Here is a 23,773-nt window from a genome sequence, read left to right as displayed (position 1 = left end):
AAAAGAACGACCTTATTTGAACAAATAAGATCGTTCTTTATTTTAGTTCTCTTTCCCAAAAAGATGAGAAAATGTATCTTTTAAGTCACTGTCGTTTATTTTAATATCCGCCTTTTTTAATTCATCTTGTAATAACTTTTGACCGAAGGAAGGGTCGGCAATACGTTCTTCTTCTAAGTCTTTACGGATAGAGTCTTTCACTTCATCGTAAGGTTGTAAATCTTTTTTATCAGTTAGTTTAATAATGTGATAGCCGTTTGGTGATTTAACGGGATTGCTAATTTGACCGGGTTTTAATTTGTAGGCAGCTTTTTCGAATTCAGGTGTCATTTTGCCTGCCCCGAAGTATCCGAGGTCTCCGCCATTATCTTTTGATACTAAATCTTGAGATTCTTGTTTCGCTAATTCTTCAAATGAAGTGCCGGTATCTAATTTCTTTTTTATTTCTTTCGCTTCATTTTCGTTACTTACTAAAATGTGACTAGCTTTAATTTCTGGTTTGTAGTGATCTTTCACATCTTTTTCTGTAACGCTTTGTTTAATCGCTTCATTCAATGCAAGTTTGAATCTAATTTGATTTTTGAAATCTTCTTCATCTTTTAAACGATTATTTTCTAGTGTTGCTTTGAATTGTTCTCCATATTGATCTTTTGCTCTTTTTACTTCTTTATCCACTGCATCATCAGATACTTTATATTTTTTAGTAATAACATCTTGTGCTACCATTTCGTATAGCGTGTCTTTTCCATATCGATCTTTCAATTGTTTTTCGAAATCGCTCTTCGTAATGGTTGAGTTTGTTGTTGTGGCGATTGTGGCCGAGTTATTTTTTTGTCCGCAAGCAGATAGCATTATTATACTTATTAGTGCAGTGATAATGAATATACTTTTTCCTTTCATGCTAACACCTCATCCGAATATGTTATCGCTATTGTAGAATATAGAAGTGAACATGAAGTGAATTTTTAATGTTTTTCCCCTGTAAAATGTAAAAAAAGTACATCAACATTAACGTTGATGTACGATGTAATCAAAGGTGATCAGTTTTCTTAGAATATGCACGCTTTCCTTGCTGAATATTTTTTTGCTCTTGTTCATTTTTTTGAGTGCGCTTTGCATTATTGTCGCGTGCTTTTTTGTCGTTATCGCTCGTATGTGGCATATGTATCAACTCCATTTCTAAACGTTGTACGTTTATCATTTCCTTTTTCGTAAAGACTATGTATAGCGGGGCATTTATGAATAATAAAGTGAAACTTTAATCAGTGGGGGGTCTTCATCCCCCGCTGATTATTAGCCCGCACCAATCGGGCTTTTACGGGCAGCCCGACCCCCACCTAACTTCTTTGCTTTCGCTGAATTTTGAGGTAGGGGTCTTACTGCCCGCAAATAGCGGGGTAAAGGTGGATTAGAAATGGATTTGAAGCTGAATTATACTGAACTTATTAAGAAGCTAATCGTTGTAATTATTGCAGGTTTATTAAATGCAATTGGAATGAATTTATTTTTAACACCAGCGAAAGTGTATGCGAGTGGTTTTGCTGGATTGTCTCAATTATTGTCACAAATATTAGGTGACTTTTTATCTATTCATATATCTACGGGTGTATTGTTTAGCTTATTTAATATTCCTGTCGTTATTTTAGCGTGGAAAAAGGTTGGAAAGGCTTTTACGTTTTTTAGTTTTCTTTGTGTTATATTTATGACTTTGTTTTTAGAAATTATCCCAGTTAGAGCGGTTTCGAACGATATCATATTGAATGCGATTTTTGGTGGTATTATTTCAGCGATTGGGGTAGGAATTGCTTTAAAGTGGGGTGCTTCTACCGGTGGCCTAGATATTATCGCCATGATTTTATCAAAGATAAAAGATAAGCCTGTCGGCACGTATTTTTTCTTCTTTAATGCAATTATCATTATCGCCGCGGGCTATGTGTATGGATGGGAAAAAGCATTATATACTTTGGTTACTTTGTATGTGTCAACGAGAATTATTGATGCGATTCATACCCGTCATGTGAAGATTACGGCATTAATTATTACAAAGAACGGGGCAAATGTGCGAAAAGCGATTCACTCTCGCTTAGTGAGAGGGATTACAACTATACCAGCAACAGGTGCTTATACAAATGAAAATAAAGAAATGTTAATGATTGTTATTACTCGTTACGAGTTGTACGAATTAGAGAGGGTTATTAAACAGGTGGACCCAGGTGCATTTACAAATATACTGCAAACGGTCGGGGTGTTTGGATTGTTTAGAAAAGATTAAAGAGGACCAAAGTTGGTCCTCTTTTTTAATGCAAATTCGTAATGTTTTGCAATTGCTCCTGCATTTCACGTAGCTGAACTTTTTCAGCAGTTGAAGAGTTTGCATAAGCAGAGTGCAAAGAATTTTTTGCTCTATAAACGAGTTCCTGTTGTTCAGCGCCACTTGAACAAGAAACAGCACTTGCAACAGCGTCTCTAGCTTGTTGGAATAGTAAGTTCCCCATTTAAACCCCTCCAAACGAAGAGTTACTTCTCGCTTTTTCTGCCTCAGCTAATGTACCTCTGTACGGGAATCTGGCATCATGCTTCATAACAGCATCGGCTCCTTGCTGGATAAAACGTTTTGATTTGTTCTTTTTACCCATTCGAAAAACCCCCCTTTATTTAGCTGAAAACAATTGACGCGCTTTCTCTTGCGTCTAATAATAGTATGAGCGTTTGGCGAGAAACTATAAGCAGGGAATTTTTAGATTACAATCCAAGAACCTCTTCTAAATATAGAGCGATACCATCTTCTTCATTCGTTAATGTTGTATGATTTGCGAGTGATTTTAATTCAGGGATTGCATTACCCATTGCGATTCCATGACCAGCAAATTCGATCATTTCAAAGTCGTTATCCTCATCACCAAAAGCGATAATTCGTTCTTTAGGAATATTGTAATGGCCTGAAATTTTTTGTAATCCGACAGCTTTATTTAATCCGCTTTTTACAATTTCAATAATTGGCCAAGGCGCACCCCATTTTCTATGGTCGATGACTTCAGCATGCATATCTGTTAAATGTTGGCGAATTGCAGCAGAATGCTCGTCATGTGCATCGATTAATAAGCAAGTTGGGTGGTCATTTAAAATATTTAATAAATCTCCTGTGAAAATCTTTGGAGAACCGAATTCAAAAATATGTTTTTTATCTTCATCAATTTCACGGACATACACATCATCCATGACTTCAGCATAGACATTTTTCACACCGAAATCAAAGCAAGCTCGGACGATTTCTTGCGCTGTTGAAAGTTCAAGAGGAGAGTGATGTGTTCCCCAATTTGAATCAAGTGGGTGATGCACGTAAGCCCCATTAAAGTTTACGATTGGTGTGTTAAGGCTAAGTTCTTTATAATAATCGTAACTAGCGCGGAATGGACGCCCTGTTGAAATAACGACAATATGTCCTTGTTCTTTTGCTTTTGCAATTGTGTTTTTAGTTCTTGGAGAAATTATTTTGTTGTCTGTTAATAATGTTCCGTCTAAGTCTAAAGCGATTAAATGTTGTTTGTTCATAATTTCACCTCTTATAATAATTTTTTGTTTCTATCTGTATTTCCGTTTTTAATATGCAGAAATAAGAGGTTAGACTGGGTGAAACTACTGTAGATGAAAGTTTCACTATATATCCATCTTACGTCGCGAAGCGCTGTGGTGTCTACTATTTCTCGTTGGAAATTAGGAAAAGTCAACATCTTTTTAGAAAGTTCAAACAATGTTTATTTCATTATGTACAATTTGTGAAAAGGGTTACATTGTTTGAATGATGCGACTTATAATGAACATGTAATCTTCTCGTATATGTTTGACTCTCCTTTGAAACTGGCCTAAACTTTGGTTGGTTTCTTTTTTTTCAACAAATATACCAACAATTCCTGCTTAAGCTTGTGTAATTATATATATGTACATGAGTAAACGGTAGTACTTGTTTCCTAAACATGACAGAAAAGCTTTCTTTTAAAATGGATATACTAATGAGGCAAGACGTCATGGAAGGAGAATGGAAATGGGACAAAATCGCAGGTTTCGTTCAGGGCAAAAGGCGCCAAATGATGGCATTTACGTAGAAATTGGTGAAACGGGAAGTATGGTGAAAGATCCACAAATGGTGAAATTAACTGCCGGGGAAAGGTTTCCAGAGAACGCAAATCATAACCGTCAGTGGACATATAAAAGAAAACCGTAACAGAAGCCGCAATCGTTATTGCGGCTTTTTTTGATTAGGAAAATGAATGTTACTTTTTTCTTTTTCCAATAATAAGTTGGAACTACATAAGCAAAATTATTGTATAAAAAAGTCAGTTGGCGTATAATCAAATCAAAGGTCAAAGAAAGTCAAACATTTGGAGGGCTGTAAAGATGGACTTAAATCAAATGACAACGAAAACACAGGAAGCGATTATGAGTGCTCAATCTTTAGCGGTATCTCATCATCATCAAGAAGTAGATACTGTTCATCTATTGCTTACGTTATTAGAGCAGCAAGACGGATTAACGGTACGTATTTTTCAAAAAATGAATGTCGATATAGAAGCGTTAAAGCAAGGCGCTGAAAGTTTAATTAAGAAAAAGCCTTCTGTAACTGGAAGCGGGGCAGAGGCAGGGAAATTATATGTAACAGGTGCTTTGCAACAACTGCTTGTAAGAGCAGGAAAAGAAGCGGAGAAATTGCAAGATGATTACATTTCAGTCGAACATGTATTGCTTGCTTTTTCTGAAGAAAAAGGCGATATAAATCAATTATTTACAAAATTTCATATTACGAAAGATAACTTATTACAGTCTTTAATGACAGTTCGGGGGAATCAAAGAGTGACTAGTCAAAATCCAGAAGCAACTTATGAAGCGTTAGAAAAATATGGCCGTGATTTAGTGGCTGAAGTAAGAGCGGGGAAAATTGATCCTGTAATTGGCCGAGATAGTGAAATTCGCCGCGTAATCCGTATTCTTTCACGCAAAACGAAAAATAACCCTGTTTTAATCGGAGAGCCAGGTGTTGGTAAAACAGCAATTGTTGAAGGATTAGCGCAGCGTATTGTGAAAAAAGATGTCCCAGAAGGACTAAAAGATCGAACAATTTTCGCTTTAGATATGAGTGCACTTGTGGCCGGAGCAAAATTCCGCGGTGAGTTTGAAGAGCGTCTGCAAGCTGTATTAAATGAAATTAAAAAGAGTGAAGGTCGCATTTTATTATTCATTGATGAACTTCATACAATTGTCGGGGCTGGTAAAACAGAAGGAGCGATGGATGCAGGAAATATGTTAAAACCAATGCTAGCGCGTGGTGAACTGCATTGTATTGGAGCAACAACGCTAGATGAATACCGTAAATATATTGAGAAAGACCCAGCGTTAGAAAGACGTTTCCAACAAGTATTAGCAGAAGAGCCAACTGTTGAGGATACAATTTCCATTTTACGTGGTTTAAAAGAGCGTTTTGAAATTTATCACGGTGTAAATATTCATGACCGTGCGATTGTAGCAGCATCTGTTTTATCAGATCGATATATTTCAGATCGTTTCTTGCCCGATAAAGCAATTGATCTTGTTGATGAAGCTTGTGCAACAATTCGAACAGAAATTGATTCTATGCCAACAGAATTAGATGAAGTAACGCGCCGCATTATGCAGCTGGAAATTGAAGAAGCTGCTCTTGGGAAAGAAAAGGACTTAGGTAGTCAAGAGCGCCTAAAAACATTGCAACGTGAATTATCGGATTTAAAAGAAGTTGCAAGTAGTATGAGAGCGAAATGGGAGAAAGAAAAAGAAGACATTCATAAAGTGCGTGACTTACGTGAACATTTAGAGCGCTTGCGCCGTGAGTTAGAAGAAGCAGAAGGAAATTATGATTTAAATAAAGCAGCTGAGCTTCGCCACGGGAAAATTCCAGCTATCGAAAAAGAGTTAAAAGAAGCGGAAGAGATGGGTGCACATAATAAACAAGAGAATCGTTTATTACGCGAGGAAGTAAGTGAAGAAGAAATTGCAGACATTGTTTCAAGGTGGACTGGTATTCCTGTCGCAAAACTCGTTGAAGGTGAACGTGAGAAATTATTACGTCTTGAACAAATTTTATCAGAGCGTGTTATCGGTCAAGAGGAAGCGGTAAGCCTTGTATCAGACGCAGTTCTTCGTGCTCGCGCTGGCATTAAAGATCCGAATCGTCCAATTGGTTCATTCATTTTCTTAGGCCCTACAGGTGTTGGTAAAACTGAGCTTGCAAAAACATTAGCACAAACGTTATTTGACAGTGAAGAGCAAATGATTCGTATCGATATGTCTGAGTATATGGAGAAACACGCAGTATCACGCTTAATTGGTGCGCCTCCTGGATATGTTGGATATGAAGAAGGCGGACAATTAACAGAAGCAGTAAGACGTAAACCATATTCTGTTATTTTGTTAGATGAAATCGAAAAAGCACATCCAGAAGTATTCAACATTTTATTACAAATGTTAGACGATGGACGCATTACAGATTCACAAGGACGTACAGTAGACTTTAAAAACACGGTTATTATTATGACTTCAAATATTGGATCTGCTCACTTATTAGAAGGGCTAGAAGAAGATGGTTCTATTAAAGAAGAGTCAAGAGAACTTGTAATGGGACAATTAAGAGGACATTTCCGACCAGAATTCTTAAACCGTGTCGATGAAATTATTTTATTCAAACCTCTTACAAGGAATGAAATTAAAGATATTGTTGATAAGATTGTACAAGAATTACAAGGGCGTTTAGCAGATCGCCACATATCATTAGAATTGACGGAATCTGCAAAAGAATTTGTTGTAGAAGCTGGATTCGATCCGATGTACGGAGCTCGTCCGTTAAAACGATACGTACAGCGTCAAGTTGAGACGAAATTAGCGAGAGAATTGATTGCAGGAACGATTACGGACAATAGTCACGTAGTTGTTGATGTTGAAAATAATGAATTAGTTGTTCATGTAAAGTAAAAAAAGAGTTCGGATAAAATCCGGACTCTTTTTAGTGTTGTTCTACTGGCTCGTTCGGAATCGCAGCTGCAATCGCTAATACTAATACCGCAAGAACAACTGAGAAAATAGACGCTTGGTTAAAATCGTATGTACCGCCAGTCATAGAGCCGATTACGTAGCTCATCATATGTACAAGCGCGAACGACCAAATTAATGCCCAAATGAAACGCATATTTTACACCTCTATTCGTTCAATCTGTCCTTATTGTAACACAATTGAAAAAAGAATATAGAAAAATATTTGTAGATTTTCCAACGCAAATTTGCATTCTGTTCATACATTATAAAAGAGTACTTTTATACGTTTAGAAAATAAGGCGGGGGAAAAATGAGTATTACGGAACGTTTTTTTTATTTAGAAAAAGAACCATGTGTAATTTATTTACCAGAAAAGCCAAATGGATTTTCTGTTATGCTCCTAGGAGATTATAACTATTTTATTGAGAATGGTACAAGTTTATGGACACAACATGCAGGGAGAGCTTATTTTTTACAGGGCCTTATTGAAAAAGGCTATACGGTCTTTTCATCTAACTTATACGGAAGGCATTGGGGAAACGATCGAGCTGTTCGTCTTGCAAAACGTTTGTATGATGTCGTTTTAAGAAAAGAGACATTAAATACGAAAATGCACATTATGGCAGATGGCATGGGAGCGCTTGTAGCACTTGAGATGATGAACAAATACTCTGAATGTATACGTTCTGTCGTTATGTTAAATCCGTGTTTAGATTTACCAGAATATGTGGAGTTTGAGAAAGAGCATAAGTTTTTTTACAAGAGACTCGTGAAGGAATTAAGTTTGGCGTATGATTCCAAAGAAGAAGAATTAGAATCAAAAATAAATAAAAAATCATTTGCGCTTCTTCCGTCTTGTGTACCTGTTAAAATTTTCGTATCAACACAGGAAAAAAGAGGAAGAAAACAGTTGTTACGTAAATACGAGAAAATGAGGCAACTAAATCAATGCGATACTTCTGTTTTATTCCATCTGCAAGATGTGAAATATAAAATGGTTAGACAAACGACTGATTTCTTTAAAAAATATGAAGAAGAATTGTGAAGCTCCCATATACATAAATGAGGAGCTATTTGTTTCAAGGGGAAAGGGTTGGTGGTATGAAACGCGTGCTGATTATAGGTGCACTTACGTTTGTAGGTTATCACCTTGTGAATAAAATGATTGCAGAAGAAGTAGAAGTATATGGTCTTGATTTTGATGAATTTGATAGTATGACAAAAATTAATGAAGAGAAATTATTGTTGATTGGGCGAAATGCGTTATTTACGTACTATTCTATAAGGGATGAAGACGGATGGCGATCGGTAGAGGAAGAGAGTTTCGATACAGTTTATTTTTGCTTGTATGAGCCGAATCAGCAAAGTGGATTTCGGAATGAAAGGGTCATATTACAATATTTAAAACGAATCGTAAGGATGTGTGAAAACAATAAAGTAAAGTTAAATCTAATTTCTTCTATTGAAATAGGAAGCACTGAAGAATCCGAAAACAAACGTCTATTTTCGAAAGTGGAAGAAGGGTTGAAAAAAGGAGAATTACAATATAGCGCATATCGAGTTCCTACATTATATGGGCCGTGGCAACCGTCGTTTATGATGTATCATCAGCTCATTTTATCAGAACTCGATGAAAAAGAGTGCCGTTGTATAAATGGAGAAAAAGGAAGCGATTTACTTTACATTGAAGATGTATGTGAGTATTTATGGAAAAATGGAATGAATGTAAAGCGCCTCGGTGTATATGACTTACTTAGCGGAAAAGAAGCGTTATGGGAAAAAGGTATGACCTTACTGCATGCAGATGATAAAGTAAATAAAAAAAATATGGAAGTAAGAGATGAAGCTGTAGAGGTTATTTCTATTCAAAAAAATACACCAGTAGAATTCGGTTTAAATAAACAATTGGCACATATGAAAAAATATAAAAAGTTATACGAAGGGTAGCGCGCGTGTTACACTATTGTATGGATAATTGATTGAAAAGCTTTAATAGAGAGGACGAGATTACATGAACGAAAAAAGTATGCAATTTTTACAAATCGCAATGAAGCATTTACCAGAAGCTAAGGCAATTTTAGATTCTAATGGAATTGCACTTGATATGGAGAAAGCGCAGCCGGTGTTAGAGCTATTGATGAAAGTAATGGGCGAAGCGTATGAGCTTGGGAAAGCAGATAAAGAATAAAAAAACCCTTCTTTTTAGAGGGAAGAGAGGCTCGAGCCGTGGATAGAAGCGGTTGGGGCTTTTTTTAGTCTCGAGCGGAGTAAAACCAGAGGGATGATGAGGTTAAAGGGGAAGATTATGAGGAGAACGCCCTAGTTTTGAAGGGAAAGCAGATAAAGAATAAAAAACCCTTCTTTTTTAGAGGGAAGAGAGGCTCGAGCTGTGGATAGAAGTGGTTGGAGCCTTTTTTTGTTTCGAGTGGAGTAAGGGTATGGAATAATTTGTATTTTGGGAGGCGGGAATTTTTCTGTTTCTTTTAATGAAAAATAAAGTTAGTAATACGCTGTCTTTATTCTTTAGCTGAAATATATTCTAGACAAAAATACATTTATGTTTTAAAATTAGTACCAAGTCATAATAATTGATATAAAACGGAGGGCTGCGATGTGAACGTGGGCATTTTAGGGATCGGAAGATATGTGCCAGAAAAAGTAGTCACAAATCACGATTTAGAGAAAATCGTAGATACATCTGATGAATGGATTCGTACGAGAACGGGAATTGCAGAAAGACGCATTGCCGATGATACAATAGATACTTCATATATGGCGGTAGAGGCTTCTAAAAAAGCACTTGAAGATGCAGGGATTAGCGGAGAGGATATCGATCTTATTTTAGTGGCAACGGTAACGCCAGATCGCGCATTCCCAGCAGTAGCTTGTGTAATCCAAGAAGCAATTGGCGCAAAACACGCAGCCGCAATGGATTTAAGTGCAGCGTGTGCTGGCTTTATGTACGGAATGATTACAGCGCAGCAATTTATTCAAACGGGAACTTATAAAAATGTATTAGTAGTTGGTAGTGACAAACTATCTAAAATTGTAGACTGGAACGATCGAAATACAGCAGTACTATTTGGGGACGGAGCAGGTGCTATCGTAATGGGAGCTGTTACGGAAGGAAAAGGTGTACTTTCCTTTGAATTAGGAGCGGACGGAAGTGGCGGTAAGCATCTTTATCAAGACGAGTATGTTATGATGAACGGCAGAGAAGTCTTTAAATTTGCTGTTCGCCAACTTGGTGATTCCTGTCTTCGCGTGTTAGAAAAAGCGGGACTTACGAAAGAGGATGTGGACTTCTTAGTACCACATCAAGCGAATATTCGTATTATGGAATCTGCAAGAGAAAGATTAAATTTACCGAAAGAAAAAATGAGTATGACAATTGAAAAGTTCGGTAATACATCGGCTTCTTCAATTCCAATTGCAATGGTAGAGGAATTGCAAAATGGACGTATTCAAGATGGTGATTTAATTATACTAGTCGGTTTTGGCGGCGGGTTAACATGGGGAGCAGTAGCTCTTCGTTGGGGTAAATAAGGACTGAGAGAAAAAAAGGAGTGTATTTTGTATGGAAAAAAAGAGGGTCGTAATTACAGGGCTAGGAGCTGTTACACCGATCGGAACAGATGTTGAAACAGCTTGGGAAAACATTAAAAACGGTGTATCCGGAATCGGACGACTTACAAGAATAGATTCAGAACAAATTCCTGCAAAAGTAGCAGCAGAAATTAACGACTTTGAAGTCGAAAAATATATAGATAAAAAAGAAGCGCGCCGTATGGACCGCTTTACGCAATATGCAGTAGCAGCAGCGAAAATGGCAGTTGCAGATGCGAAGCTTGAAATTACAGAAGAAAATGCACCACGCATTGGTGTATGGGTTGGTTCTGGTATTGGTGGTATGGAAACATACGAAGAACAATTTAAGATTTTTACTGAAAAAGGTCCGCGCCGCGTGAGCCCATTCTTCGTACCAATGATGATTCCAGATATGGCAGCAGGTCAAGTGTCAATCGCTACAGGAGCGAAAGGGATTAATACTTGCTCTGTAACAGCTTGTGCATCTGGAGCAAACTCAATTGGTGATGCATTTAAAGTAATCCAGCGCGGTGATGCTGATGCGATGATAACAGGCGGAGCAGAAGCGCCGTTAACAAGCATGGCATTCGCTGGGTTTAGTTCAGCGAAAGCATTAACATTCAATGAAGATCCAGCAACGGCTTGCCGCCCATTTGATAAAAACCGTAGTGGTTTCGTAATGGGTGAAGGATCAGGAATTATTATTCTTGAAGAATTAGAGCATGCATTAGCACGTGGTGCTCACATTTATGCGGAAATTGCTGGTTATGGTGCAACTGGTGATGCGTTCCATATTACAATGCCTGCTCCTGGCGGTGAAGGCGGAGTTCGTGCGATGCGTCAAGCTTTAGCTGATGCAGGTCTAGAGCCAGAAGATATTGATTACATTAATGCACATGGTACAAGTACAGATGCAAATGAAAAATACGAAACGATGGCAATTAAAGAAACTTTCGGTGAGCATGCATATAAAGTAGCCATTAGCTCAACGAAATCTATGACAGGTCACTTATTAGGCGCAGCTGGTGCTGTAGAAGCGATCTTCTCTATTAAATCAATTACGGACGGAGTAATTCCTCCAACAATTAACTATGAAACACCAGATCCAGAATGTGATTTAGATTACGTACCAAATACAGCGAGACATCAAGAAGTGCGAGCTGTATTAAGTAATTCATTAGGATTCGGTGGTCATAACGCAGTATTAGTATTTAAAGCATATAAGTAATATGTACAATAAGGTGTCTTTTCGTAAAGTACTACGAAAAAACACCTTATTTATTTTTTATCACCTTTACGTTCCTTTCTTTTTTTGCATATACATAAGAAAAGGAGGGATGAAGGTGGGGGTTGTTGAAACGGCAGAATGGTTACATCTGTATTATGGACGCCCTGAAAAGCTTTGTGAGAAATTTACAAAGTATATTCCATTGCCAAAAGAGAGGCTATATCGTTTTTTAATCTCTAAAGGTATGTATCGCCCAGTAATGCGGGGGGAGCAGGAAATTAAAGAGTTAGAGAAGAAAGAAATTTGGAAAGAACTTAGTATGGAGTATGAAAAATTGAAAGTTTGGCTAAAAGGTCCAGATGTCCCTATCTTTATTTTATTATCAGATTCATATAATCGAACTGTACAAGAGGAATATAACGGGAAGGCTGGTTTATCTATGCGTCACGTTATTTTCTTATTCGTATGTGGACGTAATTCAGTAGAGGAACTAAAAGCTTTATTAACGCATGAATACCACCATATATGTAGATTACATCAAATTGAGACGAAAGAAACAGAGTATACATTACTTGATACGATGATTATGGAAGGGTTAGCTGAGCAAGCCGTGTATGAAAGGTATACAGAAAAAAGATGTGCACCGTGGACTACTTACATTTCAAAAGAAGATGCTGTTTATTATTGGAGAAATTCAATACAAGAACGAATAGATGTAAAGAGAGGTACGAGGGAGCATGATGTTTTATTAAATGGTCTACACTCGTATCCGAAAATGCTTGGCTATGCACTTGGGTTCCATATTGTGAAAGACTGTGTAGCATTTGAAGGAGAAGATACACTTTCTTTATTATCTATAGAGGCGAAAGAAATATTGAATAAAGCAAATACATTTCATATTTCATAAAAAAACAGGAGAGCTATCTCTTGTTTTTTTTATATTATAGAAGAAAAAATAATAATTAGAATATATTTCCTAAAGTGGAATAAAGTTAAGCGAAAATGAACATAATGATTGGTACAAACAGTAGTGAAGTGAGGGGTAGTGAATGTTATATCTACATGATGTATGGGTAAATTGGTTTGAAGGTGAAGAGAATGGGTATAACGTTTGTCATTTTTACGAGTGGCGGAAAGATGATACGATTGAGCTATTAGATCAAGTGCCATTATTAAAAGTAGATTCCACATTATATCATTACATCGAGAACGAATTATTAGAGCTTCCGCAAAAATTATTGGAAGACGTACATCATAAGGCTTATATTCGTAAAAATCACGAACGTTTGCAACAAGAATATTGTTTTGTAGTTACAGATGGAAAAGGAATTATTGCGATTGATTCAATTGGCTATAATGTGCCAATTAGAAAAAGTAGGCTTATACCTCGTCAAGAACAGATGGTATATGAGATGGTAGAAAATGTGCAAGCAGAAAAGTATGAGTTCCAAGTGGAAGAGATTGAAAAAGAACATCATATTTTATCACCATCGCCTTTCATTATGAATGGCCTAACTCGTAAAGAAAGACAGCTAAAACAATTATTATTTATGGCGTTAGATCAATTACATACAACGAAAAATCCAGCTGAAATTCGCTATTGGTTTACAGAGTGGGATCCATCAGCGTATGGAATGGTCCAACATATGGAGTTTGAAGATGTTTGGGCTAAACTTTATGATGAAGCGAAAACTGGATGGTCTGAGAAGCACGAGCAATTATGTGAGCGCCTTGTAAAAGGACAGCCGTTTTTTGAAAAGTTATGGGAAATGGAAAATGAGCAGAAGGTAAATTAAAAAAACCGCCGATTGGCGGTTTTTTTTATGGAGGCGGCAAGAATGTTCGGTGGCTTCGCGCCTTCCTGTGAGGCAAAAAACGCCTCTGCGTCAGGAGCTCCATCCCCCTCACATTCTGAACGAGCCGCCTCCGCTTTTTATATAGAAATCCAGCTCCGACAGCAAGCTCTTCGTGTCTAAGAACCTTCCGCATAAGAAGGCAAAAAGCGCCTTTTATGCGAAAGAACCTTAGCCAGTCAGAGCTGAACGAGCTGCCTCCGCTTTTTGTAGTAATCCAGCTCCGGCTCCTAGCCCTTCGCGTCTAAGAACCTTCCACACGAGAAGGTAAAAAGCACCTTCTGTGGGGAAGAACCTTATCCGTCAGGGCTAAGCAGTCGCCTCCGCTTTTTAAGTTACCTACGTTTTCTACTTAATCCCATTGCGTTTTCTACTTTGCGTAGTTGTTTGAATGCGACGCGGTTTGCTTTTTCGGCACCTTTGTCTAGAATTTCGTCTAGTTCTGGCGAGCTGATTAGTTCGTTATATTTGTCTTGGATTGGGCGAATTGCTTCTACGACTACTTGTGCTAGGTCGCCTTTGAAGTCGCCGTATCCTTTTCCTTCGTACATTGCTTCTAGTTCTTCAACTGTTTTTCCAGAGAATGAAGAGTAGATTGTTAATAGGTTAGAGATTCCAGGTTTGTTTTCTTTATCAAATTTCACGATACCCTCTGAATCAGTTACAGCACTTTTAATTTTCTTTTCAATTGTTTTTGGTTCATCAAGCATACTGATCATTGATTTTGGATTCGGATCAGATTTACTCATTTTTTTCGTAGGTTCTGTTAATGACATAACGCGAGCTCCTACTTTTGGAATACGAATTTCAGGCATTGTGAAGATTTCGCGGTAACGCTTGTTGAAACGCTCTGCTAGGTCGCGTGTTAATTCGATATGTTGTTTTTGGTCGTCACCAACTGGTACGATTTCAGTGTTGTAAAGTAAAATATCAGCAGCCATTAATGGTGGGTATGTAAGCAATCCAGCTGGAACTGAATCTCTACCAGATGATTTGTCTTTATATTGTGTCATACGTTCTAATTCTCCAACGTATGCAACAGATTGCATAATCCATCCTAATTGAGCGTGTGCTGGTACTTCTGATTGTACAAATAAAGTAGCTTTTTCAGGATCGATGCCGCATGCAACGTATAGCGCAGCAAGGCTGCGGATGTTTTTGCGAAGCCCTACAGGGTCTTGAGGTACTGTAATCGCATGTTGGTTTACAATACAGAAATAACAGTCGTGTTCGTTTTGAAGCTCTGTAAATTGCTTCATAGCTCCCAAATAGTTTCCAAGTGTAATTGTTCCACTTGGCTGAATACCAGAAAAGATAACTGACATAAGTAATTCCTCCTAAAATTGAATGTGCGATGGGGAAGAGAAGGCATACAAAAAAGCCCATTCATCCCAAATTACATAGGGACGAATGGACCGCGGTACCACCCTAATTATTTCACAGCTGTGAAATCTCTCAAGATCCATAATAACGTCTGGATATAACGCCAAAGCCTACTACTTTCGGTTCGGTTTGGTGCTCAAAAGCCCATTCCATATTGTACAATTACTTGTTCACACCAGCCACAAGCTCTCTGAAATTGCCCCAATATGTACTCTTCTTTATCATCGCATACATATAAATTTATTTATTGTTAACTGAGTCCTTTTAATATGAAAGAACTAAAGTTTTATAACAAAATGTTTTGCTGATTATTATATCATATGGAATAGTGTTTGCAAACTACATCAAAATAGTAAAGCTAATGAGGATCGAGAACAACCCAAGTACGATACCGGTAATACAAATCGGATACGTCCATTTGAATGAATATGTTTTATAAATACGTTCTTTCTTATCGATAGGTTCCTCTGCTTCTTCAATTAAAGAGTCAATTTTTTTATTCGTACCAAATACTCTTTGGAATGCGTAAATTGTTACGTTAAAAAATCCGTTTTGAAATATGAATAAAAAACCACCTATAAGAATAAAAACCAATGCAATATAGAATGAGATGTTGACAAAATTCAACAAAAACTGAGATGAAACGAGGAATGCGCCAACACTAGAAGCGATTATCGCTACAAAAAATAGTATACAAGTATGAAAAAAAACTTTATTCAAAATATTCCCCTCCGTCAAAATATTACTAGAATTATTATACTATAAAAGTTATAATAAGTAATATAAATAATTTTTTGAAAATTATACGCAATTATGGTTCTAATTTCAAGATGATGGTAGCAATGTTAACGTATCCCTTTACAAAAAAATAAAAATATAAACAATTCATTAAAAATTTTAACAAAAAAACAAAAAACTATATTCACAATCGTCAAATTATATGTATAATGAAAATTGTAGAAACTTGGAGATTATTCTTTCAATTCTACTTTTTTACAAGTGAGGGTACAGGAAGTGCAATTAGGGGAGGCAATACAACATGAAGAAAAAGATACCGCTATTGCTTGCATCGACGTTGACAGTAAGTGTGCTAGGAGCCTGTAGTTATCAAAAAGATGATAATAAGGCAAGCGCGAAAGGATCCAGTACTTCCAATAAGCAAGTATTGAATCTAACAGAAACTGCTGAGATACCAACAATGGATACGACGTTATCAACGGATGCAGCATCTTCTAACATTATGAATAACACAATGGAAGGATTGTATCGTCTGGGGAAAGACGATAAACTTGTTCCGGGAGTCGCTAAATCTTATGAGAAATCAGAAGATGGTAAAAAGTATGTATTTAAATTACGTGAAGATGCGAAATGGTCGAATGGTGAACCTGTAACAGCTAAAGACTTCGTTTATTCTTGGAGAAGAGCTATAGATTCAAATACGGGTGCCAAGTTTGCTTACATACTATTTGATGTTAAAAATGCGGAGAAAATTAACAAAAAAGAGTTACCAGTTGAAGAACTTGGTGTAAAGGCCATTGATGATCACACATTTGAAGTGGAATTAGACAACCCTGTTCCTTATTTTGTAAGTTTAACAGTCTATCCAACATTTTATCCTTTGAATGAGAAGTTTGTAAAAGAACAAGGAGATAAATTCGGATTAGAATCCAATACGACACTTTACAATGGACCATTCGTATTAAATGAATGGAAGCATGAACAAAGTTTCAAATTGACGAAGAACCCGACGTATTGGGAAAATAAAGAAGTAAAACTTGAGGAAATAAACTTCAATATTGTTAAGGATCGTTCAACGGCTATAAATTTATATGAAACAAAAGCGATTGATCGTGTAGTATTAACATCAGAGTTTGTAGATAAATACAAATCAGATGCTGATTTTAAAACAATTAAGAGACCATCTACACAATTCATTCGTTTAAATGAAAAAAATAAATTTTTAGCAAATAAAAATATCCGAAAAGCAATTGCGATGTCCTTTGAACGTGAAAATATCGGGAAAGTTATCTTAAACGATGGTTCAGAAGGAATGTATGGTTTTGTTCCGAAGGGTTTGGCAAAAGGACCTAACGGAAAAGACTTCCGTGAAGAGAACGGAAAGCTTATAAAAGAGGATGTTAAAGAAGCTCAAAAATATTGGGAAGCTGGTAAAAAAGAACTTGGTGTAGACAAAGTAGAGTTAGAGTTATTAAACTTTGATACTGATGATGCCAAAAAAATCGGAGAGTATTTAAAGGGACAATTCGAAAAGAACTTACCAGGTTTAACAGTTTCAACAAAAATGCAGCCATTTGCACAAAAATTAAAACTTGAAGCAAGTGGAGATTATGCGATGTCATATGCGGGATGGAGTCCAGATTATATGGATCCAATGTCATTCCTTGAAATGTATACAACAGGCAATTCACAAAATAAAGTGAATTACGCAAATCCAGCTTATGATGCACTAATTAAGAAAGCCAAAACAGAAGTAGATGTACAAGCTCGTTGGGATGCTCTATTAAAAGCAGAACAACAACTGCTTGAAGATGCAGCGATTGCTCCAGTATATCAACCTGGAAAGGCATATTTACAACGTAGTTCAATTACAGGCCTATTAGAACATAAATACGGCGGAGAATTTAGCTATAAGTGGGTTGAACTCAAAAACTAAAAATGGTTTCCATCATGAATAAGGGTATATGCCTATGATGGGCATGTGCTCTTATTTTAAAAAAATAAAAGTAAGAATATTTCAAACTATCTTATTGCTTTTGAGAAAAACGGGGAGGTGCTTGACTATGGGACGTTATGTATTAAAACGTTTCGTGTACATGGCTTTGACATTATTTTTAATTACTACACTGACTTTCTTTTTGATGAAATTACTTCCGGGTTCTCCGCTTAAAAACCAGGAGAAGCTATCACCGGCACAAAAAGAAATCATTCTTGAAAAATATGGATTAAATGATCCAGTACCAGTTCAATATGCACGTTACTTAGGTAACTTAGCAAAAGGTGATTTAGGGGTATCATTCCAATATGATAACCGCCCAGTAACAGATATGATTGTGGATCGTATTGGACCATCAGCACAACTTGGTTTGCAAGCAATTATATTAGGAACATTTATCGGTTTAATTTTAGGAATCGTTGCGGCACTTCGTAACAATACGTGGGTCGATTATGGGGCGACAATTATTTCCGTACTCGGGATGTCGGTACCATCATTCGTATTCGCCGCATTACTACAATATTTCGTAGGGGTAAAACTTGGTTGGTTCCCAGTAGCATTCTGGAAAGGACCGGAGTTTACAGTAATGCCTACAATTGCCTTATCGATGGCAGTTATCGCAACAATCGCACGTTTCGCTCGTGCAGAGTTAATTGAGGTTATGCAAGCTGACTACATTTTAACAGCGAAAGCGAAAGGAATTAGCCAAGGCGTTATCATTATCAAGCACGCACTGCGTAACGCATTAATTCCAGTTGTAACAATTTTAGGACCAATGGTTGCAGGATTAATTACAGGGACACTAGTTATTGAGCAAATTTACGCTGTACCTGGACTTGGGGAACAATTCGTTAAATCGATTACAGTGAATGACTATACAGTTATTATGGGAACTACAATTTTCTATAGTGCGATCTTCATCTTAGTTATTTTCATTGTCGATATTTTATACGGAATTATTGATCCTCGTATTCGTTTAGCGGGAGGGAAAAAATGATGAAAGATGTACAAAAATTATCTCCAGATTTATTTCAACCAGCCAATCAAAGTAATGTTGATAATGAAGTCATTGCCCGTCCAAGCTTAACGTTTTGGCAAGATGTAAGAAGACGTTTGTTCCAACATAAAGGTGCAATGTTTGGTTTCGTATTATTAATGCTTATTGTACTACTAGCAATTATAGGACCGATGGTAAGTAAGCATTCTTATAAAGAGCAGGATTTAGGTCGTGCGAAAATGCCACCGAAAATTCCAGTGATTGAAAATGTTCATTGGCTACCATTTGATGGTACAGATCAATATGGTGTTGACCAATATGAAAAACGTGATATTAAAGAGTACTTCTGGTTTGGTACAGATGATCTTGGCCGTGATTTATGGACAAGAACATGGGAAGGTACACGAGTATCATTATATATCGCTCTTTTAGCAGCAGCGATTGACTTAGTAATTGGGGTTGCATACGGAGGTATTTCAGCCTTCTATGGCGGCAGAGTAGATAATATTATGCAACGTATTATGGAGATTATTAACGGTATTCCATACTTAATCATCGTTATTTTAATGGTAATCATTATGGGATCAGGTATTTGGTCGATTACACTCGCGATGGCAATTACAGGTTGGATAGGGATGTCGCGTATCGTTCGTGGACAGATCCTAAAATTAAAAAATCAAGAATATGTATTAGCATCTCGTACATTAGGGGCAACGAATACACAGTTAATTGTGAAGCACTTAATTCCGAACGTAATGGGACCGATTATCGTAATGACAATGTTTACAATTCCAACAGCGGTATTTGGTGAAGCATTCTTAAGCTTCATCGGACTAGGCATTCAGCCACCATTCGCATCACTTGGTTCTCTTGTAAACGATGGTTATAAATCAATTCAAACGTATCCACATATGATGTTCATCCCAGCGGTTGTCATCAGTATGTTAATCTTAGCATTCAACTTAATGGCAGACGGATTACGCGACGCGTTAGATCCAAAAATGCGTAAGTAAAAGAGGGGAGAAGTAAAAATGAAAACATTGCTAGAGGTAAAAGATTTGCAAGTCTCCTTTGATACACATGCAGGTGAAGTACAAGCTGTACGCGGCGTTACTTTTGATTTAAAAAAAGGAGAAACATTAGCGATTGTAGGAGAATCTGGTTCTGGTAAATCAGTTACTTCTAAAGCGTTAATGGGATTAATTCCGAATCCTCCAGGACGTATTAAAAACGGTGAAATCGTATTTGAAGGTCGTGACTTAACGAAACTAACAGAAAAAGAAATGCAGCAAGTACGCGGTAAAGATATTGCGATGATTTTCCAAGATCCAATGACATCGTTAAATCCAACGATGACAATTGGTAATCAGATTATGGAAGGTCTTATTAAACACCAAGGAATGAGTAAAGCAGATGCACGTAAAGTTGCTTTAGAATTAATCGACCTTGTAGGTATTCCAAATCCAGAAGCACGCTTAAAACAATATCCTCACCAATTCTCAGGTGGTATGAGACAACGTGTAGTTATTGCGATGGCGTTAGCTTGTAATCCGAAATTATTAATTGCCGATGAGCCGACAACAGCGTTAGACGTTACAATTCAGGCGCAAATTTTAGAACTTATGAAGGACATTCAGCAAAAAACAGAAGCAGCAATCATTTTCATTACGCATGACTTAGGTGTAGTGGCAAACGTTGCAGACCGAGTTGCGGTTATGTACGCTGGTAAAGTTGTTGAAATTGGAACTGTTGATGAAATTTTCTACAATCCAAAACATCCATACACATGGGGCTTAATCGCATCTATGCCAAGCTTAGATGGTTCAGAGGACGAACTATATGCGATTCCTGGAACGCCTCCTGACTTATTAAAACCGCCAAAGGGTGATGCTTTTGCACCACGTAACCCGCAGGCGCTGAAAATTGATTTTGAAATGGAACCACCTTTATTTAAAGTAAGCGATACACATTATGCGGCAACGTGGTTACTTCATGAGCAAGCGCCAGAAGTAAAACCACCAGCAGTTGTTGAAAAACGTATTCTTCAAATGAAAGCAGGTGAACAACATGACTAAACAACGTGAGAAATTAATTGAAGTAAAAAATGTGAAACAACACTTTGATGTGAGTGGTGGTGTTGTTAAAGCAGTTAATGATATTTCATTTGATATTTACCGCGGTGAAACATTTGGACTTGTAGGAGAATCTGGTTGTGGTAAGTCAACAACTGGAAGAACGATCATTCGTTTATACGATGCAACTGCCGGTGAAGTGTTGTTCGATGGTGAAAATGTACATGGTAAAAAATCACGCGCAGAACTTAAGAAGTTCAACCGTAAAATGCAAATGATTTTCCAAGATCCATATGCATCATTAAATCCTCGTATGACAGTAGGGGATATTATCGCAGAAGGTATTGATATTCACGGACTAGCAAAAGGCAAAAAAGAGCGTATGGACCGTGTTCACGAGCTTTTAAATACAGTTGGTTTAAATAAAGAGCACGCGAACCGTTTCCCGCATGAATTCTCAGGCGGACAACGTCAACGTATCGGTATCGCTCGTGCGCTAGCTGTAGAACCTGAATTCATCATTGCTGATGAGCCAATCTCAGCACTTGACGTATCGATTCAGGCGCAAGTTGTAAACTTACTGAAACAGTTACAAAGAGAAAAAGGTTTAACGTACTTATTCATCGCCCATGATTTATCGATGGTAAAATACATTAGTGATCGCATCGGTGTAATGTACCGTGGTCAAATCGTTGAGCTGACAACAAGTGAAGAGTTATATGAGAATCCAATGCATCCATATACAAAATCACTACTATCAGCAATTCCACTTCCAGATCCAGATTATGAGCGCAACCGTAAACGTATCGTATACGATCCATCTCAGCATGATTATGGTAGTGAAGTGCCAACAATGCGCGAAATTCGCCCAGGACATTTCGTACTATGTTCTGAAGCAGAGTATAAGAAATATAAAGAAATCTATCAATAATAAAAAAGCCATTCTTCCATTAAGGAAGGGTGGCTTTTTTCTACTATATAAATGAGTTGTCAACATTGTCGGTAAGTCGATATATTGAAAAAATCGCCGATATAAATTTCATTCACTAATAACTACAACTTGATCAAACAAGTGTTACTGTGCATGAACAGAAACACTTTCTTCTTGCTCATTTGGTTTAACAAGTGCATAATTTTCCCACGCTCTACTTCTCCATCGGAAGAACATAATAATTGCCCGCGTCCATTCATCGATGGCAATCGCTAGCCAAATACCAACGAGCCCCATATCTAAATGGAAGGCGAAAAAGTAACCGAGTGGTAAGCTCATTAACACCATGGAGAATGCGCCGATTAAAACCGGATATTTTGCATCGCCAGCTGCACGAAGTGAATTAATGATGACGATGTTCATCGTCCGTCCTGTTTCAAGTAGTACACTTAGTAAAAGAACGCTTGCCCCTAGAGAGATAATATGGGGATTATCCGTAAATAGTCCCATTAATTGTGTGCGGAATGTAACAACGAGAATGACCATAAATAAAGTTACACCAATCGCCCATTGTACACTTTTCCATACGCGTGTGTAAGCTTCATCTTTTTCATTCCCGCCAACTAGGCGTCCAACGATAATAGCTGTTCCCATACCGATAGCAATAGCGAATAAATAAGTGAACATGGAAATGTTAGTAGCGTATTGTCTTGCTGCCAATGATTCCGTTCCTAAGTATGTTGCGTAATATAGGAAGACAATTTGGCAAGCTTGATACATGACTTGTTCAAATGCAGATGGAATGCCAATTTTTAAAATTTTACCAACGTATTCTTTTGATAAAGTGAAATAATATTGTAATTTCACGCGGTATTCCATAACGCGGTACAGTAACCAGAAGAAAACGATAAGTGCGATTAACCGGCTGACTGCGGAAGAAATAGCTGCCCCTTGCACACCAAGTTCAGGGAAACCGAATTTCCCGAAAATAAGTACGTAGTTTCCAGCGATATGAATAATATTCATTCCAAGTGAAATAAACATTGCTTGCTTTGTAAAACCGTGTACACGGATAATTGCGGCTAATGAGTTAATAATAGCTTGAAGGAAAATGGCTCCTCCGACGATGGATAAATAGCTTTGCGCGTACGTTAATACATCGCCTTGTAAGTTCATTGCTATCATCATATGTTTTGAGAATAAAAGAAAACCGGCGCTTATAACGAGCCCGACTCCTAAGTTTAATGTTACTGCTAATGCTGATATTTTTGATGCTTCCATAAAGCGTTTAGAACCGAGGTATTGGGATACAACGATAGCAGCGCCATTCCCGATGACTTCTAGTACTAAAATCGCGATATGAAGGTATTGATTCGCTGCACCAACCCCAGATACAGCATCGTCTGATAATGCACTTAACATGAAAGTATCAGCGATCCCCATCAGCATAAAAAGAAAAACTTCTAGAAAAATAGGCCATGTTAATAAGAATAAACTCAATTTCTCTGTTGGCCCGTTTTTTGAGCGAATTGCTGTCATGTCCGTCCCCTCTTTACCGATATCTATTTTTAGCAAAGTGTATCGTAACACACTTTCATATCCTTTGCACTTATTTTAGCCTACATATTTTCAATATGAATAAACCTTCATTTTATGACAGGAAAGGAAGAATAATTATACGAAAGATATTATAGAATATAAAATTTGTTTTTCTCTGATAATTTAGAAAAGTATAAAATTTGGTATTTTTAACACTTTAGTTCAATAAAAAGGCAGTATGAAACGTTTACAAATATACTAAGTGTTAACAGAAAATTTTAATAAAATAGAAATATAAATATACAAAGAATATATTTATGTGTATAATATGAATTATTAGAACATATATACATTTCTTTCTGTTTGAAAATGAAAGGGCTAACATTTTTGTG

The 23,773-nt window shown here is 37.1% G+C and carries 24 protein-coding genes and 1 other annotated feature; of the genes, 15 read left to right on the top strand and 9 right to left on the bottom strand.

Annotation, left to right across the window (positions count from 1 at the left end; all coding sequences use genetic code 11):
• Positions 1–42 precede the first annotated feature (42 nt).
• On the bottom strand, positions 43–900 hold the full coding sequence (gene prsA / locus QCI75_RS21050) for a peptidylprolyl isomerase PrsA (protein WP_144504117.1): 858 nt from the start codon (positions 898–900) through the stop codon (positions 43–45).
• Positions 901–1,030: 130 nt separating this feature from the next.
• Positions 1,031–1,162: a DUF3941 domain-containing protein gene (locus tag QCI75_RS21045; RefSeq protein ID WP_001120851.1), complete on the bottom strand. Its 132-nt coding sequence runs from the start codon at positions 1,160–1,162 to the stop codon at positions 1,031–1,033.
• 252 nt (positions 1,163–1,414) lie between these two features.
• Between QCI75_RS21045 and QCI75_RS21040 the strand changes: the two genes are divergently transcribed.
• Positions 1,415–2,272 (top strand): YitT family protein, encoded by an 858-nt coding sequence (locus QCI75_RS21040; protein ID WP_098778082.1) that lies wholly within the window; start codon positions 1,415–1,417, stop codon positions 2,270–2,272.
• Between the two features lie 25 nt (positions 2,273–2,297).
• Here the strand turns inward: QCI75_RS21040 and QCI75_RS21035 are convergent, their stop codons facing one another.
• The 3 genes from QCI75_RS21035 to QCI75_RS21025 all read right to left on the bottom strand — a co-directional run bounded on the left by QCI75_RS21035 (position 2,298) and on the right by QCI75_RS21025 (position 3,552).
• Positions 2,298–2,495, bottom strand: a complete 198-nt coding sequence (locus tag QCI75_RS21035) for a DUF3813 domain-containing protein (RefSeq protein ID WP_098778083.1) — start codon at positions 2,493–2,495, stop codon at positions 2,298–2,300.
• The gene (locus QCI75_RS21030; RefSeq protein ID WP_000516816.1) at positions 2,496–2,636 is read right to left on the bottom strand and encodes a hypothetical protein; all 141 of its coding nucleotides are present in this window, start codon (positions 2,634–2,636) and stop codon (positions 2,496–2,498) included.
• A gap of 106 nt (positions 2,637–2,742) precedes the next feature.
• A complete protein-coding gene (locus QCI75_RS21025) occupies positions 2,743–3,552 on the bottom strand; it encodes a Cof-type HAD-IIB family hydrolase (protein WP_144504119.1) in 810 nt (269 codons plus the stop codon).
• A gap of 490 nt (positions 3,553–4,042) precedes the next feature.
• Between QCI75_RS21025 and QCI75_RS21020 the strand changes: the two genes are divergently transcribed.
• Both QCI75_RS21020 and clpB read left to right on the top strand, forming a co-directional pair.
• On the top strand, positions 4,043–4,222 hold the full coding sequence (locus QCI75_RS21020) for a YjzC family protein (protein ID WP_002117000.1): 180 nt from the start codon (positions 4,043–4,045) through the stop codon (positions 4,220–4,222).
• Between the two features lie 173 nt (positions 4,223–4,395).
• Positions 4,396–6,996, top strand: coding sequence for an ATP-dependent chaperone ClpB (gene clpB, locus QCI75_RS21015; protein ID WP_144504121.1), 2,601 nt, complete (start codon positions 4,396–4,398; stop codon positions 6,994–6,996).
• Positions 6,997–7,027: 31 nt separating this feature from the next.
• Here the strand turns inward: clpB and QCI75_RS21010 are convergent, their stop codons facing one another.
• The gene (locus QCI75_RS21010; protein ID WP_001211111.1) at positions 7,028–7,210 is read right to left on the bottom strand and encodes a YjzD family protein; all 183 of its coding nucleotides are present in this window, start codon (positions 7,208–7,210) and stop codon (positions 7,028–7,030) included.
• A 156-nt stretch (positions 7,211–7,366) separates the two neighbouring features.
• On the opposite strand from QCI75_RS21010, the gene QCI75_RS21005 reads away from it, so the two are divergent.
• The 7 genes from QCI75_RS21005 (at position 7,367) to QCI75_RS20975 (ending at position 13,668) form a co-directional block, all read left to right on the top strand.
• A complete protein-coding gene (locus QCI75_RS21005; protein WP_098778087.1) occupies positions 7,367–8,101 on the top strand; it encodes a lipase family protein in 735 nt (244 codons plus the stop codon).
• Positions 8,102–8,130: 29 nt separating this feature from the next.
• Entirely contained in the window at positions 8,131–9,003 is an 873-nt protein-coding gene (locus tag QCI75_RS21000) for an NAD-dependent epimerase/dehydratase family protein (RefSeq protein WP_353761108.1), read from the top strand.
• Positions 9,004–9,067: 64 nt separating this feature from the next.
• Positions 9,068–9,244 carry a ComZ family protein gene (locus QCI75_RS20995; protein WP_002011319.1) on the top strand — a complete coding sequence of 59 codons (177 nt, stop codon included), beginning with the start codon at positions 9,068–9,070 and terminating at the stop codon, positions 9,242–9,244.
• A 425-nt stretch (positions 9,245–9,669) separates the two neighbouring features.
• The gene (gene fabH, locus QCI75_RS20990) at positions 9,670–10,602 is read left to right on the top strand and encodes a beta-ketoacyl-ACP synthase III (protein ID WP_144504125.1); all 933 of its coding nucleotides are present in this window, start codon (positions 9,670–9,672) and stop codon (positions 10,600–10,602) included.
• A 31-nt stretch (positions 10,603–10,633) separates the two neighbouring features.
• Complete coding sequence (gene fabF, locus QCI75_RS20985) at positions 10,634–11,872, top strand: beta-ketoacyl-ACP synthase II (RefSeq protein ID WP_144504127.1); 1,239 nt, start codon at positions 10,634–10,636, stop codon at positions 11,870–11,872.
• A gap of 115 nt (positions 11,873–11,987) precedes the next feature.
• A complete protein-coding gene (locus QCI75_RS20980) occupies positions 11,988–12,779 on the top strand; it encodes a DUF2268 domain-containing putative Zn-dependent protease (RefSeq protein ID WP_353761107.1) in 792 nt (263 codons plus the stop codon).
• 142 nt (positions 12,780–12,921) lie between these two features.
• Complete coding sequence (locus QCI75_RS20975) at positions 12,922–13,668, top strand: YjbA family protein (RefSeq protein WP_070141276.1); 747 nt, start codon at positions 12,922–12,924, stop codon at positions 13,666–13,668.
• Positions 13,669–14,060: 392 nt separating this feature from the next.
• On the opposite strand, the gene trpS is transcribed toward QCI75_RS20975, so the two are convergent.
• Complete coding sequence (gene trpS / locus QCI75_RS20970) at positions 14,061–15,050, bottom strand: tryptophan--tRNA ligase (RefSeq protein WP_144504131.1); 990 nt, start codon at positions 15,048–15,050, stop codon at positions 14,061–14,063.
• Positions 15,051–15,124: 74 nt separating this feature from the next.
• Positions 15,125–15,342: a binding site (T-box leader), on the bottom strand.
• 105 nt (positions 15,343–15,447) lie between these two features.
• Positions 15,448–15,828, bottom strand: coding sequence for a DUF3899 domain-containing protein (locus QCI75_RS20965; RefSeq protein ID WP_098778092.1), 381 nt, complete (start codon positions 15,826–15,828; stop codon positions 15,448–15,450).
• A gap of 319 nt (positions 15,829–16,147) precedes the next feature.
• Here QCI75_RS20965 and QCI75_RS20960 point away from each other — a divergent pair, with 319 nt between their 5' ends.
• The 5 genes from QCI75_RS20960 (at position 16,148) to QCI75_RS20940 (ending at position 21,842) form a co-directional block, all read left to right on the top strand.
• Positions 16,148–17,782, top strand: a complete 1,635-nt coding sequence (locus QCI75_RS20960; RefSeq protein WP_002158890.1) for a peptide ABC transporter substrate-binding protein — start codon at positions 16,148–16,150, stop codon at positions 17,780–17,782.
• A 127-nt stretch (positions 17,783–17,909) separates the two neighbouring features.
• Positions 17,910–18,839 (top strand): oligopeptide ABC transporter permease, encoded by a 930-nt coding sequence (gene opp3b / locus QCI75_RS20955; protein WP_000534165.1) that lies wholly within the window; start codon positions 17,910–17,912, stop codon positions 18,837–18,839.
• Positions 18,836–19,852 (top strand): oligopeptide ABC transporter permease, encoded by a 1,017-nt coding sequence (opp3C, locus tag QCI75_RS20950; protein WP_070141280.1) that lies wholly within the window; start codon positions 18,836–18,838, stop codon positions 19,850–19,852. The genes opp3b and opp3C overlap by 4 nt, the downstream gene beginning before the upstream one ends.
• Positions 19,853–19,870: 18 nt before the next feature.
• A complete protein-coding gene (locus tag QCI75_RS20945; RefSeq protein ID WP_000854345.1) occupies positions 19,871–20,914 on the top strand; it encodes an ABC transporter ATP-binding protein in 1,044 nt (347 codons plus the stop codon).
• Complete coding sequence (locus QCI75_RS20940) at positions 20,907–21,842, top strand: ABC transporter ATP-binding protein (RefSeq protein ID WP_070141281.1); 936 nt, start codon at positions 20,907–20,909, stop codon at positions 21,840–21,842. Before QCI75_RS20945 ends, QCI75_RS20940 begins: the two co-directional genes overlap by 8 nt.
• Before the next feature lie 144 nt (positions 21,843–21,986).
• Here the strand turns inward: QCI75_RS20940 and QCI75_RS20935 are convergent, their stop codons facing one another.
• Positions 21,987–23,432, bottom strand: a complete 1,446-nt coding sequence (locus QCI75_RS20935) for an MATE family efflux transporter (RefSeq protein WP_353761106.1) — start codon at positions 23,430–23,432, stop codon at positions 21,987–21,989.
• Between the last annotated feature and the right edge of the window lie 341 nt (positions 23,433–23,773).

This window comes from Bacillus cereus group sp. RP43, assembly GCF_040459645.1.
GTDB classification, from domain to species: domain Bacteria; phylum Bacillota; class Bacilli; order Bacillales; family Bacillaceae_G; genus Bacillus_A; species Bacillus_A mycoides_C.
The sequence above is the reverse complement of the archived record's forward strand: the minus strand, read 5'-3'. Positions and strand labels throughout refer to the sequence as shown.